Raw genomic sequence first — 21,525 nt, forward strand, 5'->3', positions numbered from 1 at the left:
AGCAGGCACAGCAAGGGGGAGCAAGCTCCCCCTTTAGTTTTTACCGGACACTAGTGACGCGGAGCGTGGGAACGATCAGCCCTAAAAACTTTAACGCTGATGCACCAGATTCCCCGCCGCGTACGTCTGCAGAACAGTCCGGTCATCCCCCAGCGTCATCAACACAAACAACGTCTCGGCAATGTTATTGGCCTGCTTCAGGCGATAGCTCAGCAGCGGCGTCGCGTTGTAGTCCAGCACCAGGAAGTCCGCGTCGGTGCCCGGTTGCAGGGTGCCGATCTTGTCTTCCAGCCGCAGCGCGCGGGCGCCGCCGAGGGTGGCGAGGTACAGCGACTTGAACGGGCTCAGCCGTGCGCCTTGCAGCTGCATGACCTTGTACGCTTCGTTCAGGGTTTGCAGCAGCGAGAAACTGGTGCCGCCACCGACGTCGGTACCGAGGCCGACATTCAGCTTGTGCTTCTCGGCCATCGGCAGGTTGAACAAGCCGCTGCCGAGGAAGAAGTTCGAGGTCGGGCAGAAGGCGATGGCCGATCCGGTCTGCGCCAGGCGTGCGCATTCCTCGTCGCACAAGTGCACGCCGTGGGCGAACACCGAGCGCTCGCCGAGCAGTTGGTAGTGATCGTAGACGTCCAGGTAGCCCTTGCGCTCCGGGAACAGTTCCTTGACCCACTCGACTTCCTTGAGGTTTTCGCTGATGTGGGTCTGCATGTACAGATCCGGGTATTCGCTGAGCAACTGGCCGGCGAGGGTCAGTTGCTCCGGGGTGCTGGTCGGGGCGAAGCGCGGCGTGACCGCGTAGTGCAGGCGGCCCTTGCCGTGCCAGCGCTCGATAAGCGCCTTGCTTTCGACGTAGCTCGATTCGGCGGTGTCGGTCAGGTAGTCCGGCGCGTTGCGATCCATCATTACCTTGCCGGCGATCATCCGCAGATCCAGTTGCTCGGCAGCCTCGAAAAACGAGTTCACCGATTGCGGATGCACGCTGCCGAAGACCAGAGCGGTGGTGGTGCCGTTGCGCAGCAGTTCCTTGATGAAAATATCTGCCACTTCGTCAGCGTGGGCCTTGTCGGCGAACTGGCTTTCGCACGGAAAGGTGTAGGTGTTCAGCCAGTCCAGCAGTTGCTCGCCGTAGGCGCCGACCATGCCGGTTTGCGGCAGGTGAATGTGGGTGTCGATGAAGCCTGGGGTGATCAGCGCGTCCTGATAATGGGTGATCTCGATGTCGGCCGGCAGCGTCGGTAGCAATTCGCTGGCGTGGCCGATGGCGTTGATCTGGCCGTTCTCGACCACCAGCAGGCCGTCTTCGAAATATTCGTAGGAGGCTTCGATACCCACTTCGGCAGGGTCGGCGATGCTGTGCAGAATGGCGGCGCGGTAGGCTTTGCGAGTTAGAGGCATGGGGTTCTCAATTTTGGTTCAAAGCTTGGCTGCGGCGTGAAGCAGGCAGCAGTTTGGCGATCGATGATCCGGCGCTGGCGGTGTGCTGGCCGAAATTCGCGTTATAGGTGGCGATGATTTCGCCGGCGATGGAGATGGCGATTTCCACAGGCAACTTGCCTTTGACTTCGCCCAGCCCCATCGGGCAGCGCATGCGTTGCAGCACGGCGCTATCGAAACCACGATCACGCAGGCGGTGTTCGAACTTCACCCGTTTGGTCTTCGAACCGATCAGGCCGAAGTAGGCGAAGTCGTTGCGCTTGAGGATCGCGGCGGTGAGTTCGAGGTCGAGCTGGTGATTGTGGGTCATGACAATGCAGTAGCTGCCAGCGGGCAGGTCATCGACTTCATCCAGCGGTTCTTCGGTGACGATTTTGCGCACGCCGTGGGGGATCTGTTCGGGGAATTCGGCTTCCCGCGAATCGATCCAGCGCACCCGGCAGGGCAGGCTGGCGAGCAGCGGTACCAGCGCCCGACCGACGTGGCCGGCGCCGAACACAGCAATCTGCGCTTGTACCTGGCCCATCGGTTCGAACAGCAACACGGTCACGCCGCCGCAGCACTGACCCAGGCTGGCGCCGAGGCTGAAGCGCTCCAGATGGGTGTCCTGCCGACCGCTGGCAAGCATCTCGCGGCCGATCTGCATGGCCTTGTATTCCAGATGCCCGCCACCGATGGTGTCGAACGTTTGCGTGGCGCTGATGACCATCTTCGAGCCGGCATTGCGCGGCGTCGAGCCGAGCTCTTCGATGATGGTCACCAACACACAGGGTTCACCCCGGGTTTGCAGGTCGGCGAGGGCGTCGATCCAGTTGTACATGTTCACCTCTCAAGATCGTTCCCACGCTCGGCGTGGGAATGCATCTCTGGACGCTCCGCGTCCGCTGTTCACAATGCGACGCAGAGCGTCGCGGGCTGCATTCCCACGCAGAGCGTGGGAACGATCAAACCACTACCTCCGACTCAGTTTCGACGGCCTTCACCGCCTTCAACTGACGCATCTGCTCACAGCCCCACAACACCCGCTCCGGCGTCGCCGGCGCGTCGATTTTCGGTTGATGCCGGTAGTCGCCCAAACTCGCCACGGCGTCCTTGATCGCGCACCAGACGGCGATGCCGAGCATGAACGGCGGCTCACCCACGGCCTTGGAATGGAACACCGTGTCTTCCGGGTTCTTGCGGTTTTCCACCAGCTTCACCCGCAGGTCCAACGGCATGTCCGCCACCGCCGGGATCTTGTAGCTGGCCGGGCCGTTGGTCATCAGTTTGCCTTTGTCGTTCCACACCAGTTCTTCCATGGTCAGCCAGCCCATGCCCTGGATGAAACCACCCTCGACCTGACCGATGTCGATGGCCGGGTTCAACGAGGCGCCGACGTCGTGGAGGATGTCGGTGCGCAGCATCTTGTACTCGCCGGTCAGGGTGTCGACGATCACCTCGGCGCAGGCCGCGCCAAAGGCGTAGTAGTAGAACGGCCGACCGCGAGCCTGGCTGCGGTCGTAGTAGATTTTCGGGGTCTTGTAGAAGCCGGTGCTCGACAGCGACACCTGGGCGAAATACGCCTGCTGGATCAGCGCTTCGAACGTCAGGATGTGATCGCGAACCCGCACATGGCCGTTGTGGAACTCCACGTCTTCTTCGCTGACCTTGTATTGCCGCGCGGCAAATTCCACCAGGCGTTTCTTGATGATTTCTGCGGCGTTCTGCGCGGCTTTACCGTTGAGGTCGGCGCCGCTCGAAGCAGCAGTCGGCGAGGTGTTTGGCACCTTGTCGGTGTTGGTCGCGGTGATCTGCACCCGGTCCATTTCTACCTGGAATACTTCAGCCACGACTTGCGCAACCTTGGTGTTCAGGCCCTGGCCCATTTCGGTGCCGCCGTGGTTCAGGTGGATGCTGCCGTCGGTGTAGACGTGAATCAGCGCACCGGCCTGGTTGAGGAAACTGGCGGTGAAGGAAATACCGAATTTCACCGGGGTCAGCGCCAGGCCTTTTTTCAGGATCGGGCTATTGGCGTTGTAGCGACGGATCGCTTCGCGGCGCTCGGCGTACTGACTGCTGGCTTCCAGTTCGGCGGTCATTTCCTCGAGCATGTTGTGCTCGACGGTCTGGTAGTAATGGGTGACGTTGCGCTCGGTCTTGCCGTAGTAGTTGGCCTTGCGCACCGCCAGCGGGTCGAGGCCCAGATGGCGGGCAATCGCGTCCATCACTTCTTCGATGGCGACCATGCCTTGCGGGCCGCCGAAACCACGGTAAGCGGTGTTCGACGCGGTGTTGGTCTTGCAGCGGTGACCGTTGATGGTCGCATCGCCGAGGTAGTACGAGTTGTCGGCATGGAACATCGCACGGTCGACAATCGAGGCCGACAAATCCGGTGAGCAACCGCAGTTACCGGCCAGCTCCAGAGCGATGCCGTGCAGGCGGCCGGTGCTGTCGAAGCCCACGTCGTACTCAACGTAGAACGGGTGACGCTTGCCGGTCATCAGCATGTCTTCGACACGCGGCAGGCGCATTTTGGTCGGTTGACCGGTCAGGTGCGCAATCACCGCGCACAGGCACGCCGGGCTGGCCGCCTGGGTTTCCTTGCCGCCGAAACCACCGCCCATGCGGCGCATGTCGACGACGATCTTGTTCATCGACACGTCCAGCACTTCCGCCACCAGTTTCTGCACTTCGGTGGGGTTCTGGGTCGAGCAGTAAACGATCATCCCGCCGTCTTCAGTCGGCATCACCGAAGAGATCTGGGTTTCCAGATAAAAGTGTTCCTGGCCGCCGATGTGCAGCGTGCCCTGGATGCGATGCTCGGCAGTGGCCAAGGCATTGGCCGAATCGCCACGCTGATGTGTATGACTGTCGAGCACGAAATGGCGTTTGCGCAGGGCTTCGACCACGTCCAGAACCGGTTCGAGGTCTTCATATTCGATGATCGCCGCCATCGCGGCTTTGCGCGCGGTTTCCAGGTCTTTCGCGGCGACGGCGAGTACCGGTTGACCGACAAACTGCACGTCATCGATGGCCAGCAGCGGATCGCCCGGCAACAGCGGGCCGATGTCTTTCAGGCCCGGCACGTCTTCGTGGGTGATGGCGATGCGCACGCCTTCGAAGGCGTAGCAGGGCTTGGTGTCGATGCTGATGATTTTCGCGTGGGCGCGGTCTGACAGCCGCGCGTAAACGTGCAGCTGATTGGGGAATTCCAGCCGGTCGTCGATGTACTGCGCTTCACCGGACACGTGTTTTTCGGCGCTGTCGTGCTTGACGCTGCGGCCGACGCCGGTGGTCAGGTCCTTGGCGAACAATTCAGCCAGTTCGGCTTGGGTCTTCTCTACGGCGTGATGATTAGACATAAGCGGTCACCCGAGTCTCGATGTGCGGTGTTTGCAGTTCGATGAAGTATTTGCGCAGCAGGTTCTGCGCGCTGAGCAGGCGGTATTCCTTGCTGGCGCGGAAGTCCGAGAGCGGTGTGAAATCTTCGGCCAGTGCGGCGCAGGCGCGTTCAATGGTGGCGTTGTTGAACGGTGCGCCAACCAGCGCGGCTTCGCAGTTTTTCGCGCGTTTGGGGATGGCTGCCATGCCGCCGAAAGCAACGCGGGCGTCGGCGACTACGCCATCGTCGATGCGCAGGTTGAATGCCGCGCAGACCGCGGAAATATCATCGTCCAGACGCTTCGATACCTTGTAGGCGCGGAACAGTTGTTCAGCGCTGGCGCGGGGCACGATGATCTTCTCGATGAACTCGCTTTCCTGACGCGCGGTGACCCGGTAATCGATGAAGTAATCTTCCAGCGCCAGGGTGCGGCGGGTTTCACCTTTGCACAGCACGATCTGCGCGCCAAGGGCGATCAGCAGCGGTGGCGAGTCACCGATCGGCGAGGCGTTGCCAATGTTGCCGCCGAGGGTGCCTTGGTTGCGAATCTGCAGGGAAGCAAAGCGTTGCAGCAATTCGCCGAAGTCCGGGTACTCTGCTTTCAAGGCCTCGTAGCAATCGGAGAGGGCGGTGGCAGCGCCGATTTCCAGGCGATCGTCGAAGCGCTCGATGCGCTTCATTTCGGCGACGTTGCCGACGTAGATCATCACCGGCAAGGTGCGGTGGAATTGCGTGACTTCCAGCGCCAGGTCGGTACCGCCGGCCAGCAGGCGCGCCTGTGGATAAGCGTCGTAGAGGTCGGCCAGATCGGCCACGGTCAACGGCACCAGGCAGCGTTTGTCGCCACTGTTGAGTTCACCGATGTCGGTGGGGGCGATGGCTTTCAGGCGAGCGATGGTTTGCGCTTCGCGAGCATCGAACTGATCCGGTTGCTTGTCGCAGCAGGATTGCTCGGCGGCGGCCAGGATCGGCCGATAGCCGGTGCAGCGGCAGAGGTTGCCGGCCAGGGCTTCGTGGGCCTTGTGGGAGTCCGGTTGATCGCTGTTCTTTTGCAGGGCGAACAGCGACATGACAAAGCCCGGGGTGCAGAAGCCGCACTGCGAGCCGTGGCACTCGACCATGGCTTTTTGCACGCTGTGTAGCTGGCCTTGGTGCTTGAGGTCTTCGACGCTGATCAGTTGTTTGCCGTGCAGCGACGAAACAAAGGTCAGGCACGAGTTGAGGCTGCGATAGCGAATGTGTTCGCGGCCATCGTCATCCGTCTGCAGCTCGCCGACCACCACAGTGCACGCGCCACAGTCACCGCTGGCGCAGCCTTCTTTGGTGCCGGGTTTGCCCACATGTTCGCGCAAGTAATTGAGCACAGTCAGGTTCGGGTCCAGGGCGTGCTCGCTACGGAGTTCCTGGTTGAGTAAAAACTGGATCACGGATGGCCTCGCAGACTCATTATTGTTGTTAACCGACATGAACCGAATTTATCAGGTCTGACTTTTCGGTCAATGATTTTCTGACTTAAAGGTCAGGAAATAGCATTTTGTCGATCAACGACTCGTTCCTTCATTATTGACCCTCGCGGGATAGCCTGCTTTTTGCTTGAATCGTGCCAAAAACCGCTGGGTGGGCACTCCGCCATGACCCCTCAATTGCGCTACACTGCGCCGCTTGTGCAGATCGAAGAGTTTGAAGGACAACCATGACGTTCAAGGCGCCGGACAGCCTCGCCGAGCAAATCGCTCACCACCTCGCCGAACGTATCATTCGCGGCGAAATGAAGCCGGGGGAACGCATCCAGGAACAGAAGGTCACGCTGGCCCTCAATGTCAGCCGCGGTTCAGTCCGTGAGGCCTTGCTGATCCTCGAGCGCCGCCACTTGATCGCGATTTTGCCGCGACGTGGCGCCCACGTGACCGAACTGACGGCGCACAAGGTGCAGAGCCTGTGCACGCTGATGAGCGAGTTGTACATCTTGCTCGGCAACGCCGTGGCCAGCGGCTGGCAAGTCCAGGCTGACATGGCGCCGTTCGTGGAGATCCAGCAGCGCCTGACCGCCAGCTACGAGCGCCAGGACATCCGCACGTTCGTCGACGACAGCTTCAGCGTGATGCGTGCCGCGTATCCGTTCGCCAATAACCCGTACTTGCAGGAAACCGTCGAGAATCTGCAGCCGGCCATGAGCCGTGCGTATTTCCTCGCGCTGGACCAGCGCAAGGCCTCGATGAGCGAGTTCCTGGAGCTGTTCGAACGCCTGCTGGCCGCCGTGCTGGCCCGTGATGTTGCGCAGATCCGCGTGGTGCTGACGGCGTATGCCCAGCGCAGTTGCGATCTGGTGATTTCTGCCCTGACGGTCGCTTAAGCGTGCGGCTCAAGTGCATCAAACTGGCGGGGTTCAAATCCTTCGTCGACCCGACCACGGTGAACTTCCCCAGTAACATGGCGGCGGTGGTCGGGCCCAATGGTTGCGGCAAGTCGAACATCATCGACGCCGTGCGTTGGGTGATGGGCGAGAGCTCGGCCAAGAACTTGCGCGGCGAGTCGATGACCGACGTCATCTTCAACGGCTCCACCAGCCGTAAGCCGGTAAGCCAGGCGAGCATCGAGCTGGTGTTCGATAACTCCGACGGCACTTTGATCGGCGAATACGCCGCCTATGCGGAAATTTCCATCCGTCGCAAAGTGACCCGCGACAGCCAGAACAGTTATTTCCTCAACGGCGCCAAATGCCGTCGTCGTGACATCACTGACATTTTCCTCGGCACCGGTCTCGGCCCGCGCAGCTATTCGATCATCGAGCAGGGGATGATCTCCAAGCTGATCGAAGCCAAACCGGAAGACCTACGCAACTTTATCGAAGAAGCGGCGGGCATCTCCAAGTACAAGGAGCGCCGGCGCGAAACCGAAAACCGAATCCGCCGCACCCACGAAAACCTTGCCCGCCTGACCGACCTGCGCGAAGAGCTCGAGCGTCAGCTTGAACGCTTGCACCGCCAGGCCGAGGCAGCCAAGAAGTATCAGGAATACAAGGGCGAAGAGCGTCAGCTCAAGGCCCAGCTGTCGGCCCTGCGCTGGCAGGCGTTGAACGAACAGGTCGGCCAGCGCGAAGCGATCATTGGCACTCAGGAAATCACTTTTGAAGCCCTGGTGGCCGAGCAGCGCAACGCCGACGCGGCCATCGAACGCCTGCGTGACGGTCATCACGACCTGTCCGAACGCTTCAATCTGGTGCAGGGGCGCTTCTATTCGGTCGGCGGCGACATCGCCCGGGTCGAGCAGAGCATCCAGCACGGCCAGCAGCGCTTGCGTCAATTGCAGGACGATCTGAAAGAAGCCGAGCGCGCGCGGCTGGAAACCGAATCGCACCTGGGCCACGACCGCACTTTGCTGCTGACCTTGGGCGAAGAGCTGGACATGCTCACGCCGGAACAGGAAGTCACCAGCGCCGCTGCCGAAGAAGCCGCCGCCGCGCTGGAAGAGTCCGAAACCACCATGCATGGCTGGCAGGAGCAATGGGACACCTTCAACCTCACCGCCGCCGAGCCGCGTCGCCAGGCTGAAGTTCAGCAGTCGCGGATCCAGCAGCTGGAAACCAGCATGGAGCGATTGGCCGATCGCCAGAAGCGTCTGGCCGAAGAGCGCGCGCTGCTTTCGGCGGACCCGGAAGACGCGGCGATCATGGAACTCAGCGAGCAGTTGGCCGCGTCCGAGGCGACGCTGGAAGACTTGCAGGCCAGTGAAGAGGCGCAAGTCGAGCGTCTTGAGCAACTGCGCCAAGAGTTGCAGCAAGCGTTGTCGGCGCAGCAGCAAGCCCAAGGTGATTTGCAGCGGCTCAACGGTCGGCTGGCATCGCTGGAAGCCTTGCAGCAAGCCGCGCTCGATCCGGGCACCGGCACCGCCGAATGGCTGCGCGAACAGCATCTGGCGGATCGTCCGCGCCTGGCCGAAGGCCTGAAAGTTGAAGCGGGTTGGGAGCTGGCGGTGGAAACCGTGCTCGGCGCCGATCTGCAAGCGGTGCTGGTGGACGACTTCGGTGATTTCGATCTGGCCGGGTTTGCCCAAGGCGATTTGCGCCTGCTCAGCCCGGCCAGCGATGGCGTGCGCATGCCCGGCAGTTTGCTCGACAAGGTCGAGGCGCAGATCGATCTGTCGCCTTGGCTGGGGCAGGTCAAACCGGTCGACAGCCTTGAACAGGCCTTGGCCTTGCGCGGTCAATTGGCTGCCGGCCAAAGCCTGATCAGTCGCGACGGTTACTGGGTCGGCAGGCACTTTTTACGCGTGCGTCGGGCCAGCGAGGCAGAAAGCGGCGTGCTCGCCCGTGGCCAGGAAATCCAACGCCTGGGCCTTGAGCGCGAAGAGCGCGAAGCCACGGTCGAAACCCTGGAAACCCAGCTTCAGAACCTCAGGGCGCAACAGCGTCAGCAGGAAAACGGCCGCGAACATTTGCGCCGTCTGCTGCAAGACGAAGCGCGTCAGCAGGGTGAATTGAAAGCCCAGTTGTCGGCTGGTAAAGCCAAGGTCGAACAGTTGACCCTGCGCCGCACCCGTCTCGATGAAGAACTCACAGAGCTCAGCGAACAGCGTGCCCTGGAGCACGAAAACATCGGCGAAGCGCGCCTGCAATTGCAGGAAGCCCTCGACAGCATGGCGGTGGATACCGAGCAGCGCGAGTTGCTGCTGGCCCAGCGCGACAGCCTGCGCGAACGCCTCGACCGGGTGCGCCAGGAAGCCCGGCAGCACAAGGACCATGCGCATCAATTGGCGGTGCGCCTCGGTTCGCTGAAGGCCCAACACGATTCCACCCGTCAGGCTCTTGAGCGGCTGGAAATGCAGGCAGAGCGCCTGACCGAGAAGCGCGAACAGCTGAGCCTCAATCTGGAAGAGGGCGAGGCCCCGCTGGAAGAGCTGCGGCTGAAGCTCGAAGAGTTGCTCGACAAGCGCATGACCGTCGACGAAGAGCTCAAGACCGCGCAAATCGCCATGGAAGACGCCGACCGTGAACTGCGCGATGCTGAAAAGCGCCGGACTCAGGCCGAGCAGCAATCCCAGTTGATTCGCAGCCAGCTCGAACAGCAACGCATGGAATGGCAAGCATTGACGGTGCGGCGCAAGACCTTGCAGGATCAATTGCTCGAAGACGGCTACGACCTCAATGGCGTGCTCGCCACACTGGTGGCCGGGGCCAGCGAGAAAGACGCCGAAGAAGAACTCGAACGTATTGCCGCGCGGATTCAGCGCCTCGGCGCGATCAACCTGGCGGCCATCGACGAATACCAGCAACAATCCGAGCGTAAACGTTATCTGGATGCCCAGAACGACGATCTGGTGGAAGCACTGGACACCCTCGAGAACGTGATTCGCAAGATCGACAAGGAAACCCGAAACCGCTTCAAAGATACCTTTGATCAGATCAATGGCGGTTTACAGGCCCTTTTCCCAAAAGTTTTCGGTGGAGGCAGCGCCTATTTGGAACTGACGGGCGAAGATCTACTCGATACAGGGGTAACGATCATGGCGCGGCCGCCAGGAAAGAAGAACAGCACCATCCATTTGCTCTCCGGTGGCGAAAAAGCCCTGACCGCATTGGCCCTGGTATTTGCCATCTTCAAGTTGAATCCGGCGCCGTTCTGCATGCTCGATGAAGTTGACGCGCCATTGGATGACGCTAACGTTGGACGCTACGCACGGCTGGTCAAAGAGATGTCGCAGACGGTGCAGTTCATCTATATCACCCACAACAAGATCGCCATGGAAATGGCCGATCAATTGATGGGGGTGACGATGCACGAACCGGGTTGCTCGCGTCTGGTGGCAGTGGATGTGGAGGAGGCGATGGCCATGGTGGACGCCTGAGTCATTGCATGTAGGGCAGGTAATTTTGAGCTGTAGGGCTTTTTTACCTGGCTTGACTTGCTGGCCAATCGACATATTCGCGCAAGCCAATGTGACAGACGGTGTAAAGTTATCTTTGGTCGTGCTAGTTTAATGTCAATTTTTCGTATGCGTGGGCAAAACGCCTGTCAGAACATAGAGTTGGCGCCACGTTTTAAAGCGGTTTGCACAATGTAAACCCCTTATTTTTCAGCATTTTTTATAGAGGCACGGGATTACATGGAAATCGGTCTGCGCGAGTGGCTGATCGTCATCGGCATTATTGTCATTGCCGGTATTCTTTTCGATGGCTGGCGTCGCATGCGCGGCGGCAAGGGAAAACTGAAATTCCGTCTTGACCGAAGTCTGTCCAACCTGCCGGACGAGGACACCAGCGCCGAGCTGTTGGGCCCGCCCCGCGTGCTGGACACCCAGAAAGAACCGCAACTGGACGAGCACGACCTGCCGTCGGTGAGCATGCCTGCCCGTGAGCCTCGCGAATCGGGTTCCAAGCGCGGCAAGCGTGGCCATGGCGAACCTTCCCAGGGCGACTTGAACCTCAATCTGGACCTGGACGGCGGCCCGAGCTTCAGCAGCCGTGACAACGATTTCCCGGATGACAGCAAGTCCGCCAGCTCACCTGAAAAAGATCAGCCACAAGCCGAAGAAGTGCTGGTGATCAGTGTGATCTGCCGCGACCCGGCCGGCTTCAAGGGCCCGGCGCTGTTGCAGAACATTCTGGAAAGCGGTCTGCGTTTCGGCGAGATGGACATTTTCCACCGCCACGAAAGCATGGCCGGTAACGGCGAAGTGCTGTTCTCGATGGCTAACGCGGTCAAGCCGGGCGTTTTCGATCTGGATGATATCGACCACTTCAGCACCCCGGCGGTGAGCTTCTTCCTCGGCCTGCCAGGCCCGCGTCATCCGAAGCAAGCCTTCGACGTGATGGTGGCGGCGGCGCGCAAGCTGTCCCAGGAGCTGAACGGCGAACTGAAGGATGACCAGCGCAGCGTGTTGACTGCCCAAACGATTGAGCACTACCGTCAGCGCATCGTCGAGTTCGAACGCCGCGCATTGACCCAGAAGCGCTAATGAAAATGGCTGGGGCGGGCTTCTGTGGCGAGGGAGCTTGCTCCCGCTGGGCCGCGAAGCAGCCCCATCCAGATACACCGCATTCACTGGTTTTACGACGGCTTCGCCGCCGAGCGGGAGCAAGCTCCCTCGCCACAGTGTCCACAGCTTTGCGCTACCGTATTTAAAAGATTGAGCAGCCTCGGCTGCTCTTTTGCTTTATGAGAGAACACCCATGACTGCCGCCGAAACCCGCATTCTAGAGCTGCGCGCCGAGCTCGATCTGCACAACTATCGCTACCACGTGCTGGATGAACCGAGCATTCCGGACGCCGAATACGATCGCTTGTTCCACGAGCTCAAGGCCCTTGAAGCGGCCCATCCCGAGCTGATCACCAGTGACTCGCCGACCCAGCGTGTCGGCAGCGCGGCGCTGTCGGCGTTCACTCAGGTGCGTCATGAAGTGCCGATGCTCAGCCTTGGCAACGCCTTCGAAGAAACCGACATGCGCGAATTCGATCGCCGGGTGACGGAAGGGCTGGACCTGCCGGTCGGCGACCTGTTCGGTGGCGGCGCAGCGGTGGAGTACAGCTGCGAACCCAAGCTCGATGGCCTGGCGGTCAGCCTGCTGTATCAGGACGGTATGCTGGTGCGCGGCGCCACTCGTGGCGATGGCACCACGGGCGAAGACATCAGCGTCAACGTGCGCACCGTGCGCAATATCCCGCTCAAGCTGCATGGCAGCGGCTGGCCGGCGACCCTGGAAGTGCGTGGCGAAGTGTTCATGTCCAAGGCCGGTTTCGAGCGGCTCAACGCCACGCAACTGGAAGTCGGCGGCAAGACATTCGCCAACCCGCGTAACGCGGCGGCGGGCAGCTTGCGACAGCTGGATTCGAAGATCACCGCCAACCGTCCGCTGGAATTCTGCTGCTACGGCATCGGCCAGGTTTCCGCCGATATCGCTGACACGCACATTGGCAATCTGCAGCAACTCAAGGCCTGGGGCATGCCGATCAGTCATGAGTTGAAATCGGCTCATGGCATCGATGAGTGCCTGGATTACTACCGCGACATCGGCGAACGCCGCAATGCGCTGCCCTATGAAATCGACGGCGTGGTGTTCAAGGTCAACAGCATTGCCTCCCAGCGCGAACTGGGTTTCCGTGCTCGCGAACCGCGTTGGGCCATCGCGCATAAATTCCCGGCGATGGAAGAACTCACCGAGTTGCTCGATGTGGAGTTTCAGGTCGGCCGCACCGGTGCCGTGACGCCGGTGGCGCGCTTGAAACCGGTCAAGGTCGCCGGCGTTACAGTGGCCAATGCGACGTTGCACAACATGGATGAAGTCGCGCGGTTGGGGCTGATGATCGGCGACACCGTAATCATCCGTCGCGCCGGTGATGTGATTCCGCAAGTGGTGCAAGTGGTCCTCGAGCGCCGTCCTGAGGACGCCCGGCCGGTGCAGATTCCCGAGCAGTGCCCGGTCTGCGGTTCGCATGTCGAGCGCACGCAGCTGGTCAAGCGCAGCAAGGGTCGCGAGACCATCAGCGAAGGCGCGGTGTATCGCTGCGTCGGCCGTCTGGCCTGCGGTGCGCAACTCAAGCAAGCGATCATTCACTTCGTTTCGCGTCGCGCCATGGACATCGAAGGGTTGGGCGAGAAGAGCGTCGAGCAACTGGTGGACGAAGGTCTGGTGAGTTCGCCGGCCGATTTGTATGCGCTGACCTTTGAACAAATCGTCGACCTCGAAGGCTTTGCCGAGCTGTCGAGCAAGAACCTGCTCGGCGCTATCGAAGACAGCAAACGGCCGAGTCTGGCGCGGTTCATCTACGCCTTGGGCATTCCCGATGTCGGCGAAGAGACGGCCAAGGTGCTTGCGCGCTCTCTCGGCTCGCTGGAGCGGGTTCAGCAGGCGTTGCCGCAAGTGCTCACGTACCTGCCGGATGTCGGGCTGGAAGTGGCTTACGAGATTCACAGCTTCTTTGAAGATGCGCATAACCAGCAGGTTATTGCCGAGCTGCTGACGCACGGCTTGCAGATCCAGGATCAGGGCGAGCTGGGTGCCGAGTTCGCCGCCAGTACCACGCTTGGTGGCTTCCTCGACAAGTTGCACATTCCTTCGGTCGGGCCGGGCGGGGCGCAGAAACTGGCGGACAGGTTTGGGTCGCTGGATGGGGTTTTTGCTGCTGACTGGCTGGACATGCGTCAGACGCTGCCGGAGAAACAGGCAAACTCGGTGCGTGAGTTTTTTGCGGTAGCAGAAAACCGTCAGCTCGCCGAGGCCGCTGAAAAGCAGCTGCGCGATTTTGGCATGCATTGGCAGAGCGAGAAAAAAGTCGTCGAAGGACTGCCGCTGGCTGGGCAGACCTGGGTGCTGACCGGTTCGCTGGAACTGATGAGCCGCGATGTCGCCAAGGACAAACTTGAAAGCCTCGGTGCCAAGGTGGCCGGTTCGGTGTCGGCCAAGACCCATTGCGTGGTCGCCGGGCCGGGCGCGGGTTCGAAGCTGGCCAAGGCCAATGAGCTGGGGTTGAAGGTGCTGGATGAAGAGGCGTTTGTCGGGTTTCTTGGCAAACACAATATTTCGGTTTAACTGATCGTTCCCACGCTCTGCGTGGTAACGCATCCCGTGACGCTTTGCGTCACAGCGGACGCGGAGCGTCCGGGGCGGCATTCCCACGCAGAGCGTGGGAACGATCATTGCTGAGGAATGATCTAGTCTTGGCAGTCCCCAGAGAGAGATCGCCATGTACCGCTTCTTCGAACAGCTCAGCTCGCGCATCGCCGCGCCCTTTATGGGTGAGCATTCGCGCAACAGCAAGGTCTGGCATTGTCGCTGCGGGCAGTCGCTGTTCTTTCGCAACAGCCAGTGCCTGGCCTGTTCGGCGGCGCTGGGCTATCAGCCGCAGCAAAGTCGCTTGTCGTCGCTGCAACCCGGCCCGCAAGCGGATACCTGGTTGCTCGACGCCGACCCTGACGCCGGTATTTTCCGCCGTTGCGCCAATCTCGATTCCCCGGCTGCGTGCAACTGGTTATTGCTGGCCAATCATCACGATGGGTTGTGCATCGCCTGTAGCCTGAATCGCACCATCCCCGACCTGTCGATTCCCGAGAACCACGAGCGCTGGGGCAAAGTGGAAACCGCCAAGCGTCGTCTGGTGGCGCAGTTGCTCAGCCTGGGCTTGCAGGTCATTCCCAAAACGGTAGACGAAGAGACTGGTCTGGCCTTCGATTTCATCGGTATCGACCTCGAAGGCAAGCCGCCGACCACCGGGCACGCCAATGGTCTGATCACCCTCGATATCAAAGAAGCCGACGACGCCCACCGCGAGCAGGTTCGCGTGCAGATGCACGAGCCCTATCGCACGCTGCTTGGTCACTTTCGGCACGAGACGGGGCATTATTACTGGGACCGGCTGATCGCCAACAGTGCCTGGCTGGAACCGTTCCGCAGCCTGTTCGGCGACGAGCGTGCCAGCTACGCCGAGGCTCTTGAACAGCATTATCAACAAGGTGCGCCGCTCGACTGGCAGCAGCATTACGTCAGCGCCTACGCCACCATGCACCCTTGGGAAGACTGGGCGGAAACCTGGGCGCATTACCTGCACATGATGGATGCGGTGGACACCGCCCTGGGTTTTGGCATGAGTGCGCGGGAAATGGATTTCGACTATCAGCCGTTTCCGCCCAGCACGCTGTTCGACCCGCAACACCCCGGCGGTCCGGCGTTCCTGTCGTTCGTCAATGCGTGGATCGAGCTGGCCGGCATGCTCAACGAACTGTCACGCAGCATGGGCCAGCCGGATTTCTATCCGTTCGTCTTGCCGCCAGCGGTGATCGCCAGGCTGCACTTCATTCACCTGGTGATCCAGCAAGAGGGCGGCCGGGCGGATGAGGTGTTGGTGCAATAGGATCAAAGGATCGCGGCCTGGTCGCGATCTTTTGAAGGCCGGCGCATGTCCTTGAAGCGGCTCATATTTTTTAATCCGTCCGAACGGTTGTAACTTCGTCTCAGATAGGTACAATGGCGCGGCTCGCCGTCAGGTGAGCGTCGTTATGGTGACCCCATCGGTCCCCCCGCAACGATTACCCGTGAACCTGGTCAGATCCGGAAGGAAGCAGCCACAGCGGGAACATTGTGTGCCGGGGTGTGGCTGGTGGGGTTGCCTCCATAACGCAACACGAACCCTCTTTCGTGTTTTCTATCTAAAAATACTGTTTTGCTTTCCCTGCCATGGAGCTCATCCAGGGCGGTTTTTCGTCGTTTCCGAATGAAACAGCGGGATATAAAAAGGAGGCCGATCTGTCGCATTCGACAGGTCGGCCTCTTTTTTTGTTTATTAGCATTAAGGCTTGGACAAGGCCTGGTCAACCGCTGCGATCAGCTTTCCCAGATCCTTCGGGGTGGCTTTGTGTATGACGCTGAACAGGTACGCTCGCTGTTCATCTTCGTCGCCTAGATCTGCGAAAAAGGCTTTCAGCTTCACGCCCAGCACGTCGGCAAGCAGGAACAATGCTTCCACGCTGGGGGTATAGGTGCCAGTTTCGAAGCGGCTGATGGTTTTGGGGTCAAAACCGGTTTTTTCGCCGAGTTCAGCCTGAGTAAGCCCCGCGACCTTGCGGTAGCGTCGGATGGCTGGACCCAAACTTGAAATTTGCATCGCTCAATTCCCATTTAGAATCAAGAACTTAACGATAGATTTTTGCATTAGGCAACTGCATGATCCATCACCTTGCTTTGCAAAATGTGATGCATTTCGTAGAATCGCCGCTTCGGAGGGGTATTTGGTGATCTGCTGTCTGAAGTTTAGGCGATATGAAACAGCCAGCATTGTCTTCCCTTGCCGGGTGTGCAGAGTAGCCGTTGGCGGTCTGAAACCCTCGCGAAATGTTACCAGAGTCGGTGTTACTACCTTGCCCGATAGTTGATCTTCGGCGGTCCGGGGGCCATCAAATGCTGTTCATGGAGTGATAACGTGTCTCTGCGCTGTACGTCTCAAAACATCTCTTCCGGGCATCCTGCGCTGGTCGAGCGGTACCTCCGCTAGCGACAGTGAGCCTCACTCATGGATGAGAAATACCGCAGGGCCGTGGATGCCGCCGCAATTTTTTCCGAGACTGATCTGAACGGCCGGATTACTTACGTCAACGATCAATTTTGCGCCGTGTCCGGCTACAGCCGCGAGGAGTTGCTGGGGCAAAACCATCGCCTGCTGAACTCCGGCCTGCATTCCGCCGATTTCTTCGCTGCCATGTGGCGCACCATTGCCCTGGGTAATGTCTGGAAGGGCGAGATCTGTAATCGCGCCAAGGATGGCAGGTTGTATTGGGTCGACAGCACCATGGTGCCGGTGCTTGACGACACCACCGGGCTCGTTGACCGGTACCTGTCGATTCGTTTCGACATCAGCGAAAAACGCCAATTGCTGCAATCCCTGCAATGGCGGGTCGGGCATGACGTGCTGACCGGGCTGCCCAATCGCGCGTTTCTGTCGGATTTGCTGGATCAGGCGCTGGAATTCTCCCGGCATGAAAACATTCCGCTGGCGGTGTGCATGCTTGACCTCGACGGGTTCAAAGCGGTCAACGACGGCTACGGTCACGCCAGTGGCGATATGTTGCTGGTGGAAGTGGCCAAGCGTCTGCGCGACATTGTGCGCGGCGAAGATGTGGTGGCGCGACTGGCCGGTGACGAGTTCGTGCTGGTGTTGCGTTACGTGCGTGATCTGCCGGAATTACGCGCGGCGCTGAACCGCGTGCTGGGAGCGATCTCGGCGCCTTACACGCTGCACGGCAAGGACATCAATGTGTTTGCCAGTATCGGCGTCACCCTGTTTCCCCATGACAACGAAGATGCCGAAACCCTGCTGCGCCACGCCGACCAGGCGATGTACGTGGCCAAGCAGCGCGGGCGAAACCGCTTTCATCTGTTCGATGTGTTCAGGGATCAAGAGGTCAAGGCCACGCACCAGACTGTCGAGCGGGTGCGTCAGGCGCTGGTCGCCGGTGAATTGCGCCTGCATTTTCAACCCAAGGTGAACATGCGTCGTGGTGAGGTCGTCGGTTTCGAGGCCTTGCTGCGTTGGCAGCACCCACAAGACGGCATGGTGCCGCCCCGGGAGTTTTTGCCGCTGGTAGAGGATACCGACCTGATCATCGATATCGGCGAATGGGTGATGGATCAGGTGCTGGCGCAGTTGCACCGCTGGCAGCAAGCGGGGCAGGGCTGGCCGGTCAGTATCAATATCGCGGCGCGACATTTTCAGCGAGCGGATTTCGTCGACCGGCTCAGACAGGTGCTCGCTCGGCATGCTCAGGTTGCCCCGCGGATGCTCGACCTGGAAATCGTCGAGTCGGTGGCGATCGAGAATATCCAGCACGTCAGCGCCTGTTTGCAGGCCTGTCAGGCGTTGGGGGTGCAGTTTTCCCTGGGGGATTTCGGCACCGGTTATTCGTCCCTGAGTTATCTCAAGCGTTTACGCACCCAGACCATCAAGATCGACAAGTCATTTGTGCGCGACATTCTGATTGATCGGGATGACCTGGCCCTGACCACGGCGGTGATTGGCCTGGCCCGGGCATTCGGTCGGCAAGTGATTGCCGAGGGGCTGGAAAGCCTTGAGCACGGTGAGCTGTTGTTGCGGCTGGGGTGCGAAGTCGCTCAAGGCTATTTCATCGCTCGCCCGATGCCGCCCGCCGAGGTGCCGGCCTGGGTGGCGGGGTTTGTCGCCCCGTCGCAATGGCAGGCACTCGATCGAATAGCCTGACTCGCTCTGCTACGGGGCCGGGTTACCGGTATAGAGCCGGATGATGTCATTGATCTCCCCCGACATTTTCATTTGCTGCAACGTGCGCAGAATGCGTTGTACAGGCACTTTGGGGTCATTGCGCACGTAACAACTGACAGGCTCTTCCTGCACCAGCGCTACACTTTTCAGTTGCCGGTCGGGCAGCAGGCGCTGGTTGAACCAGTCCAGGGTCCATTGGTTGCTCACCGCATAGCGATAGCGTCCGGCCAGCAGCTTTTCCAGCACCTGCTCCTGATTGCGTGCGTCCTCGCGGTGCAGCCGGTCGGCATCGAACAGCGGTTGCAGGGTCGGGTAGCTGTAGCCGAGCACGGTGCCGATCGACTGTTGTGGCAGGTCCGCTGGATTGACAGAGTCGGGTGGGCCTTGCCGGCCAATCAGCATGTCGCGCTGAACCAGCAGCGGAACACTCCAGATATAGTCGCCGGACGGTGTCGGCAACCAGTCTTGTGAGACAAAACAGCGCACATCGGCTTCGCCGTGTTCCATGGCGTTCTGTACTCGCGGCCGCGGCAAGACATGAAATTGCGCCGGCGCGCCGACCTGAGTCGCGAGACTGAGCATGATGTCGTGCAGAATGCCCTGGGTCGGCCGGCCGTGCTCGATCTGCACCATGGGCATGGCCCAGCTGTCCGGCACGACAAAGCGCAACGGCGCTTCGGCGGCAGCGCCACTCAGGCTGACTAATAGCAGTGCCCCCAAGGCAAAACGCATAAACGCTCCGATATGGCTCAAGCCTGAGCCGATAAAAGCTCCTCAAAGTGCAGCTTAGCCAGAATAGACGAGCGCACCGGATGCAATTTTGGCCTTGCTCCGCTAGCATTAGCCGCTTCTGCTTCCTTCGCTGCGACGGTTTTCGATGAGTTATCAGGTTCTTGCACGTAAATGGCGTCCGCGCTCGTTCCGCGAAATGGTCGGCCAGACCCATGTGCTCAAGGCTCTGATCAATGCCTTGGACAGCCAGCGGCTGCACCACGCCTACCTGTTTACCGGTACCCGCGGGGTTGGCAAGACCACCATCGCGCGGATCATCGCCAAATGCCTTAACTGTGAAACAGGTATCACTTCGACGCCCTGTGGCGAGTGCTCGGTGTGCCGCGAAATCGATGAAGGCCGCTTCGTCGACCTGATCGAGATCGACGCCGCGAGCCGGACCAAGGTCGAAGACACCCGCGAACTGCTCGACAACGTGCAGTACGCGCCGAGCCGCGGGCGCTTCAAGGTCTACCTGATCGACGAAGTGCACATGCTCTCCAGCCATTCCTTCAATGCGCTGTTGAAAACCCTCGAAGAGCCGCCGCCCTACGTCAAGTTCATCCTGGCCACCACCGATCCGCAGAAACTTCCGGCAACGATTCTTTCGCGGTGCCTGCAGTTCTCCCTGAAGAACATGACCCCTGAGCGGGTGGTCGAGCATCTGAGCCATGTGCTGAGCGTCGAGAACGTGCCGTTCGAAGACGACGCGCTGTGGCTGCTGGGCCGCGCCGCCGACGGTTCGATGCGTGACGCCATGAGCCTGACCGACCAGGCCATCGCCTTCGGTGAAGGCAAGGTTCTGGCCGCCGACGTGCGGGCGATGCTCGGCACCCTCGATCACGGCCAGGTCTATGACGTCCTGCATGCGCTGATCGAAGGCGACGCCAAGGCGTTGCTCGAAGCCGTGCGCCATCTGGCCGAGCAAGGCCCGGACTGGAACGGCGTGCTCTCGGAAATTCTCAACGTGTTGCACCGTGTCGCCATCGCCCAGGCCCTGCCTGAAGGTGTCGACAATGGCCATGGCGACCGTGATCGCGTATTGGCACTGGCCCAGGCACTGCCGGCTGAAGATGTGCAGTTCTATTACCAGATGGGCCTGATCGGTCGCCGGGATTTGCCGCTGGCGCCGGATCCGCGCGGCGGCTTCGAAATGGTCCTGCTGCGAATGCTCGCATTCCGACCGGCAGACACCGAGGACGCTCCGAGGCAACCGCTAAAGCCAGTGGGGATCAGCCAGGCCACAGTTGATTCCGCAAACTCAGTGGCTGCCGCGCCGATTGTTGCGCCGGTAGCTGCTGCGGCCGTGGCACCGGCTCCGGTGGCGCCCGTGGTTGCACCCGCGCCTGTCCCGGCCGTTGCGCCTGAGCCCGTCGCGCCGGTGGTCGTGCCTGAACCCGAGCCAGTGGTCGAGCCCGTGGCGGTCGAAGAAGTCGTCGATCTGCCCTGGAACGATCCGGTAGAGCCCGAGGTTGTCCAGCAGCCTGCTGTCGAGCCGGTGCTGGAGACGGCCGGTGAACAACCCGAATTACCGCCGATGCCCATGCCGACGCCCGACAGCGTGGTGCCGGACGCTCCGGAATGGGCTGCTGCGCCGATCCCGGAACCCTCTGTGGCCCAAGTCGATGCTGCCACGCCTGGCATGGATCTGGACGACGAGCCGCCGCTGGACGAGGACTACATCGAGCCGGACATGGATTCGGCCTACAGCTACCTCGACGATCTGGCCAGTGAGCACACCGCCGGACCTGCGGCGGAGCCTGAGCCTGAACCGGCCGCGATGCCGGCCACCGGCCTGGCCCTGCAATGGCTGGAGTTGTTCCCGAAATTGCCGGTGTCCGGCATGACCGGCAGCATCGCCGCCAACTGCACGCTGATCGCCGTCGATGGCGACAGTTGGCTGTTGCACCTGGACCCGGCCCACAGCGCCCTGTTCAACGCGACGCAACAACGTCGTCTCAACGATGCGCTGAACCAGCACCACGGGCGCACGCTGACCCTGAGCATCGAGCTGATCAAGCCCGAGCAGGAAACCCCGGCCCAGGCAGCGTCCCGGCGTCGTGCCGACCGTCAGCGCGAGGCCGAGGAGTCGATCCATGGCGATCCGTTCATCCAGCAAATGATGCAGCAGTTCGGGGCGGTGGTCCGTCACGATACTATTGAACCTGTCGAGGCCCTGGTCAGTCAGGGCTAATAACTGAAGGCGCCTGGCTGCACTCGCCGAGCGCTGTTTTTATC

The 21,525-nt window shown here is 60.7% G+C and carries 13 protein-coding genes and 1 other RNA gene; 8 read left to right on the forward strand and 6 right to left on the reverse strand.

Annotation, left to right across the window (positions count from 1 at the left end; genetic code table 11):
- Positions 1–90: 90 nt before the first annotated feature.
- The 4 genes from guaD to xdhA form a co-directional block, all read right to left on the reverse strand.
- Complete coding sequence (guaD, locus tag AC1RO5_RS25365) at positions 91–1,395, reverse strand: guanine deaminase (RefSeq protein WP_493178296.1); 1,305 nt, start codon at positions 1,393–1,395, stop codon at positions 91–93.
- A 7-nt stretch (positions 1,396–1,402) separates the two neighbouring features.
- Complete coding sequence (gene xdhC / locus AC1RO5_RS25370; RefSeq protein ID WP_493178297.1) at positions 1,403–2,254, reverse strand: xanthine dehydrogenase accessory protein XdhC; 852 nt, start codon at positions 2,252–2,254, stop codon at positions 1,403–1,405.
- 124 nt (positions 2,255–2,378) lie between these two features.
- Complete coding sequence (xdhB, locus tag AC1RO5_RS25375; RefSeq protein WP_493178299.1) at positions 2,379–4,775, reverse strand: xanthine dehydrogenase molybdopterin binding subunit; 2,397 nt, start codon at positions 4,773–4,775, stop codon at positions 2,379–2,381.
- Entirely contained in the window at positions 4,768–6,222 is a 1,455-nt protein-coding gene (gene xdhA, locus AC1RO5_RS25380) for a xanthine dehydrogenase small subunit (protein WP_493178301.1), read from the reverse strand. Before xdhA ends, xdhB begins: the two co-directional genes overlap by 8 nt.
- 266 nt (positions 6,223–6,488) lie before the next feature.
- Between xdhA and AC1RO5_RS25385 the strand changes: the two genes are divergently transcribed.
- From AC1RO5_RS25385 to ffs, 6 genes are all read left to right on the forward strand, one after another.
- Positions 6,489–7,148: a GntR family transcriptional regulator gene (locus tag AC1RO5_RS25385; RefSeq protein ID WP_493178302.1), complete on the forward strand. Its 660-nt coding sequence runs from the start codon at positions 6,489–6,491 to the stop codon at positions 7,146–7,148.
- Positions 7,149–7,150: 2 nt separating this feature from the next.
- Positions 7,151–10,639 (forward strand): chromosome segregation protein SMC, encoded by a 3,489-nt coding sequence (gene smc, locus AC1RO5_RS25390; protein WP_493178303.1) that lies wholly within the window; start codon positions 7,151–7,153, stop codon positions 10,637–10,639.
- A gap of 258 nt (positions 10,640–10,897) precedes the next feature.
- Complete coding sequence (gene zipA / locus AC1RO5_RS25395; protein ID WP_477814470.1) at positions 10,898–11,749, forward strand: cell division protein ZipA; 852 nt, start codon at positions 10,898–10,900, stop codon at positions 11,747–11,749.
- A gap of 214 nt (positions 11,750–11,963) precedes the next feature.
- The gene (gene ligA, locus AC1RO5_RS25400; protein ID WP_493178305.1) at positions 11,964–14,321 is read left to right on the forward strand and encodes an NAD-dependent DNA ligase LigA; all 2,358 of its coding nucleotides are present in this window, start codon (positions 11,964–11,966) and stop codon (positions 14,319–14,321) included.
- Between the two features lie 154 nt (positions 14,322–14,475).
- Positions 14,476–15,639 (forward strand): zinc-binding metallopeptidase family protein, encoded by a 1,164-nt coding sequence (locus AC1RO5_RS25405; protein WP_493178306.1) that lies wholly within the window; start codon positions 14,476–14,478, stop codon positions 15,637–15,639.
- A 155-nt stretch (positions 15,640–15,794) separates the two neighbouring features.
- Positions 15,795–15,891, forward strand: an RNA gene (gene ffs, locus AC1RO5_RS25410) — signal recognition particle sRNA small type.
- A 183-nt stretch (positions 15,892–16,074) separates the two neighbouring features.
- On the opposite strand, the gene AC1RO5_RS25415 is transcribed toward ffs, so the two are convergent.
- A complete protein-coding gene (locus AC1RO5_RS25415) occupies positions 16,075–16,389 on the reverse strand; it encodes a helix-turn-helix domain-containing protein (protein WP_007933342.1) in 315 nt (104 codons plus the stop codon).
- A 405-nt stretch (positions 16,390–16,794) separates the two neighbouring features.
- Between AC1RO5_RS25415 and AC1RO5_RS25420 the strand changes: the two genes are divergently transcribed.
- On the forward strand, positions 16,795–18,495 hold the full coding sequence (locus tag AC1RO5_RS25420) for a putative bifunctional diguanylate cyclase/phosphodiesterase (RefSeq protein ID WP_493178307.1): 1,701 nt from the start codon (positions 16,795–16,797) through the stop codon (positions 18,493–18,495).
- A gap of 9 nt (positions 18,496–18,504) precedes the next feature.
- On the opposite strand, the gene AC1RO5_RS25425 is transcribed toward AC1RO5_RS25420, so the two are convergent.
- The gene (locus AC1RO5_RS25425) at positions 18,505–19,248 is read right to left on the reverse strand and encodes a substrate-binding periplasmic protein (RefSeq protein ID WP_493178308.1); all 744 of its coding nucleotides are present in this window, start codon (positions 19,246–19,248) and stop codon (positions 18,505–18,507) included.
- Positions 19,249–19,393: 145 nt separating this feature from the next.
- On the opposite strand from AC1RO5_RS25425, the gene dnaX reads away from it, so the two are divergent.
- Positions 19,394–21,481 carry a DNA polymerase III subunit gamma/tau gene (gene dnaX, locus AC1RO5_RS25430; protein WP_493178310.1) on the forward strand — a complete coding sequence of 696 codons (2,088 nt, stop codon included), beginning with the start codon at positions 19,394–19,396 and terminating at the stop codon, positions 21,479–21,481.
- Positions 21,482–21,525 lie beyond the last annotated feature (44 nt).

This window comes from Pseudomonas sp. GW822-FHT02G04 (assembly GCF_058802085.1).